4 protein-coding genes are annotated in these 3,361 nt (G+C 42.7%); 2 read left to right on the plus strand and 2 right to left on the minus strand.

The features are described 5' to 3' along the window. Positions 1-225: 225 nt before the first annotated feature. Complete coding sequence (locus IQ270_RS29125) at positions 226-612, minus strand: VOC family protein (RefSeq protein ID WP_193976595.1); 387 nt, start codon at positions 610-612, stop codon at positions 226-228. Between the two features lie 353 nt (positions 613-965). Here IQ270_RS29125 and ilvC point away from each other — a divergent pair, with 353 nt between their 5' ends. Next, positions 966-1,964, plus strand: a complete 999-nt coding sequence (ilvC, locus tag IQ270_RS29130; protein ID WP_193976596.1) for a ketol-acid reductoisomerase — start codon at positions 966-968, stop codon at positions 1,962-1,964. 486 nt (positions 1,965-2,450) lie between these two features. On the opposite strand, the gene IQ270_RS29135 is transcribed toward ilvC, so the two are convergent. Beyond that, on the minus strand, positions 2,451-2,675 hold the full coding sequence (locus tag IQ270_RS29135; protein WP_193976597.1) for a hypothetical protein: 225 nt from the start codon (positions 2,673-2,675) through the stop codon (positions 2,451-2,453). Positions 2,676-2,827: 152 nt separating this feature from the next. Here IQ270_RS29135 and IQ270_RS29140 point away from each other — a divergent pair, with 152 nt between their 5' ends. Continuing rightward, positions 2,828-3,016, plus strand: a complete 189-nt coding sequence (locus tag IQ270_RS29140) for a hypothetical protein (protein ID WP_193976598.1) — start codon at positions 2,828-2,830, stop codon at positions 3,014-3,016. Positions 3,017-3,361: the final 345 nt, after the last annotated feature.

The following is a 3,361-nucleotide window of genomic DNA, read 5'->3' on the forward strand; positions in this document are numbered from 1 at the left end:
AGAAAGGACGGGCTCTCCCGCCCATCCCACAAACTTGTCTAAATTATTTAATTGACGATCCTTAGCGTCTTCGCGATTCGCTCGTTCCGATGCTACAGGATTTGATATTAACCAATCAAAAACCTGAATTTTTAGTCAGTTAGTTACCGCTTGTTGTCGCTGCACAATCATTTTAAAATCAGTTAGCTTTGCCTCAAATTGGCGCAGTTTAAACCGCTATTTTGTCTAAATTTCATAAAGTTCTAACGGTAAATTGTCTGGATCTCTAAAAAAAGTAAACCGTCTTTCTGTAATCTCGTCAAAGCGAATTTCTTCAACTTCAACTTGTTGTGATTTTAACCAAGCAACGGATGCTTCAATGTCCTCAACTGCAAAAGCTAAATGTCTCAAACCGCAAGCTTCAGGATTGCTAACTCTTGTGGGAGGGTCGGGAAATGAGAACAGCTCAATGGTGTCACCGTTTCCGACTTGCAAATCTAGTTTGTAAGAATTTCTTTCGCTTCGGAAAGTTTCTTTAATAATGGAACATCCCAATACTTCTAGATAAAATTGCTTTGATGCTGCGTAGTCCGAGCAAATAATCGCTACATGATGTATTGATTTTATTTTCATCTTTAAAAAGTTAGTTGGGTTTTTTGAGATGTTGCACCATTCTCAATCAACTTTTATGAATAGGTTGTCCGGCCTGTTCCACAAAAAGTGACTTTTCTCGCTTCACAGGCATCTTGTGAAGCGAGAATGATGCAAGAAGATGTGAGGTTTTTCCAACACTACAGCAAGCTATTGACAATTATATTTGACGATCGCAGACTCCGCGACAAACCCTGCTAGATTCAGGGCGATCGACCTTTATTTTCCCCCGCACACATCTTAATCTGAAAAATTCTGCAAAAAAAGCACTCCACTTTGATAAAATGAAAGTTTTGCAGTCAATCACCCCATTTGCATCTCAGGAGACAAGCATTATGGCCCGTATGTATTACGACACGGACGCTAACCTAGACCTCTTAGCCAACAAAACAATTGCTATCATTGGCTACGGTTCCCAAGGACACGCCCACGCCCTCAACCTCAAAGACAGCGGCATGAATGTCGTTGTCGGTTTGTATCCCGGTAGCAAATCGGCCGCCAAAGCAACCGACGCGGGTTTAACTGTTCACCCGGTAGACAAAGCAGCCGCCGCCGCTGACTTCATCATGATTTTGTTGCCCGATGAAGTTCAAAAAACTATTTACAAAGAACAAATCGAACCTAACCTTTCTGAAGGAAATGTTTTAGCATTTGCTCATGGTTTTAACATTCACTTCGGCCAAGTTGTGCCCCCAGCCAATGTAGACGTAGTAATGGTAGCCCCCAAAGGCCCCGGACACTTGGTGCGGCGGACTTACGAACAAGGGGAAGGTGTTCCGAGTTTGTTTGCAGTATATCAAGATGCTTCCGGTCAAGCGCGCGATCGGGCAATGGCCTATGCTAAAGGTATCGGCGGCACCAGAGCCGGCATCCTCGAAACCACTTTCCGCGAAGAAACAGAAACCGACCTTTTTGGCGAACAAGTAGTTTTGTGCGGCGGTTTGAGCGCCTTAATTAAAGCTGGATTTGAAACCTTAGTTGACGCTGGATACCAACCGGAATTAGCTTATTTTGAATGCTTGCACGAAGTTAAACTTATCGTTGACTTAGTAGTAGAAGGAGGCCTCGCCAAAATGCGCGACAGCATCTCCAATACCGCAGAATACGGCGATTTAACACGCGGCCCCCGCATCGTCACCGATGACACCCGCGCCGAAATGCGGAAAATTCTCAGCGAAATTCAATCCGGTCAATTTGCCCGCGAATTCGTTCTCGAAAACCAAGCCGGCAAACCGGGTTTTACCTCCATGCGCCGTCAGGAAGCAGAACATCCGATTGAAGAAGTTGGCAAAGATTTGCGAGCTATGTTTAGCTGGTTGAAAAAGCACGCTTAATCGATTTTAGATTTGAAGACAAATCTAAAACAGTCCTAGAAGCAGAACTTCTATCTGTAGGGCGCGCTGCACCTTACCGCTTGGAGGAAAATCTCAAATCTCAATTTGAATCGATTTGAGATTTGAGATTTGAGATTGGACAAAAATTTCTAATCTCTAATCCACAATCTCAAATTGTACTGTTGGGTTTTGCTTCGCTTAACCCAACCTACAATAAAATGGCTAAGGAATGATAATTAAATAACTTACAATCTTTATTGTTATTGTGGGACGGGTGTCCCGCCCATCCTTTCTGGACGGGTGTCCCGCCCATCCCACAAACTTGTCTAAATTATTTAATTCGCTACAATTATCCTCGAGCCCAAGCGTATCGATGTATCATCCACAATCTAAAATTGCAGTGTAGGGTTTTGCTTCGCTTAACCCAACCTACAATGAAATGGTTAAGTATTGTTTAAAAGCCGGGTTTTGACTGCTAGGTCAAGACTATCGACTGGGATTAGGAGTTTTTTGCAATTTTTCAATATCCCGTTCTCTTTGCTCGTTGAAATCTCTCGGTCTCAGCCAATTCGGCCACAACCCGACGAAGAACTTTCTACTTGCTACGCTGGTATCTCTTATCGGTTTGGGGAGAAAAGTTAAACTGTCACCGTAAAGGGTAAATAGCACTGCAAACAAAAGCAACAGCGGGATCAGATTTTTTTTAGGCATGGCAGTTTGGGAGTGGAGTTTGTGAAAGCGCTTTGTTATATTTTGCCCTGGTACGGACAAAATATATCACCCAGGGCTAGATAAAAATAGACCTCAGCATTGTCGGACAGGGCATTGCCGTTTCCCTACCCCAAAACAATCAATTTTCGTCGGTGAAAGATGTAACGATTCCGGGATTAATTCTAGGAAAATGGCGCGTGCAGTTTCCTGATGGTTCGACACTTCGGCAAGGCTTGGGTGCAACGTTGCCGCACCAGCCTACCGCTGTGGGTAATATAAATTCCGGTTGCACTTTTGTTGATGTTGATGTTGAGTGTTGGCTGTTGGCTGTTGAGTGTTGAGTGTTAGTTGTTAGTTGTTAGTTGTGATTAGAAATTGAGAATTGGAAATTGGGAATTCGTAGCGAGTAACCAATAACCAATAACCAATAACCAACAACCAATAACTGTGAGTTGTTAGTTGTGATTAGAAATTGAGAATTGGAAATTGGGAATTCGTAGCGAGTAACCAATAACCAATAACCAATAACCAACAACCAATAACTGTGAGTTGTTAGTTGTGATTAGAAATTGAGAATTGGAAATTGGGAATTCGTAGCGAGTAACCAATAACCAATAACCAATAACCAACAACCAATAACTGTGAGTTGTTAGTTGTGATTAGAAATTGAGTATTGGAAATTGGGA

Origin of the sequence: Microcoleus sp. LEGE 07076 (assembly GCF_015207455.1) — a bacterium.
GTDB lineage: Bacteria > Cyanobacteriota > Cyanobacteriia > Cyanobacteriales > Microcoleaceae > Microcoleus.

What these genes read in the sequence shown, in the direction of transcription:
- IQ270_RS29125 (WP_193976595.1), bottom strand. Translation starts at nt 612, where the DNA reads ATGAAAATAAAATCAATACATCATGTAGCGATTATTTGCTCGGACTAC.
- ilvC (WP_193976596.1), top strand. Translation starts at nt 966, where the DNA reads ATGGCCCGTATGTATTACGACACGGACGCTAACCTAGACCTCTTAGCC.
- IQ270_RS29135 (WP_193976597.1), bottom strand. Translation starts at nt 2,675, where the DNA reads ATGCCTAAAAAAAATCTGATCCCGCTGTTGCTTTTGTTTGCAGTGCTA.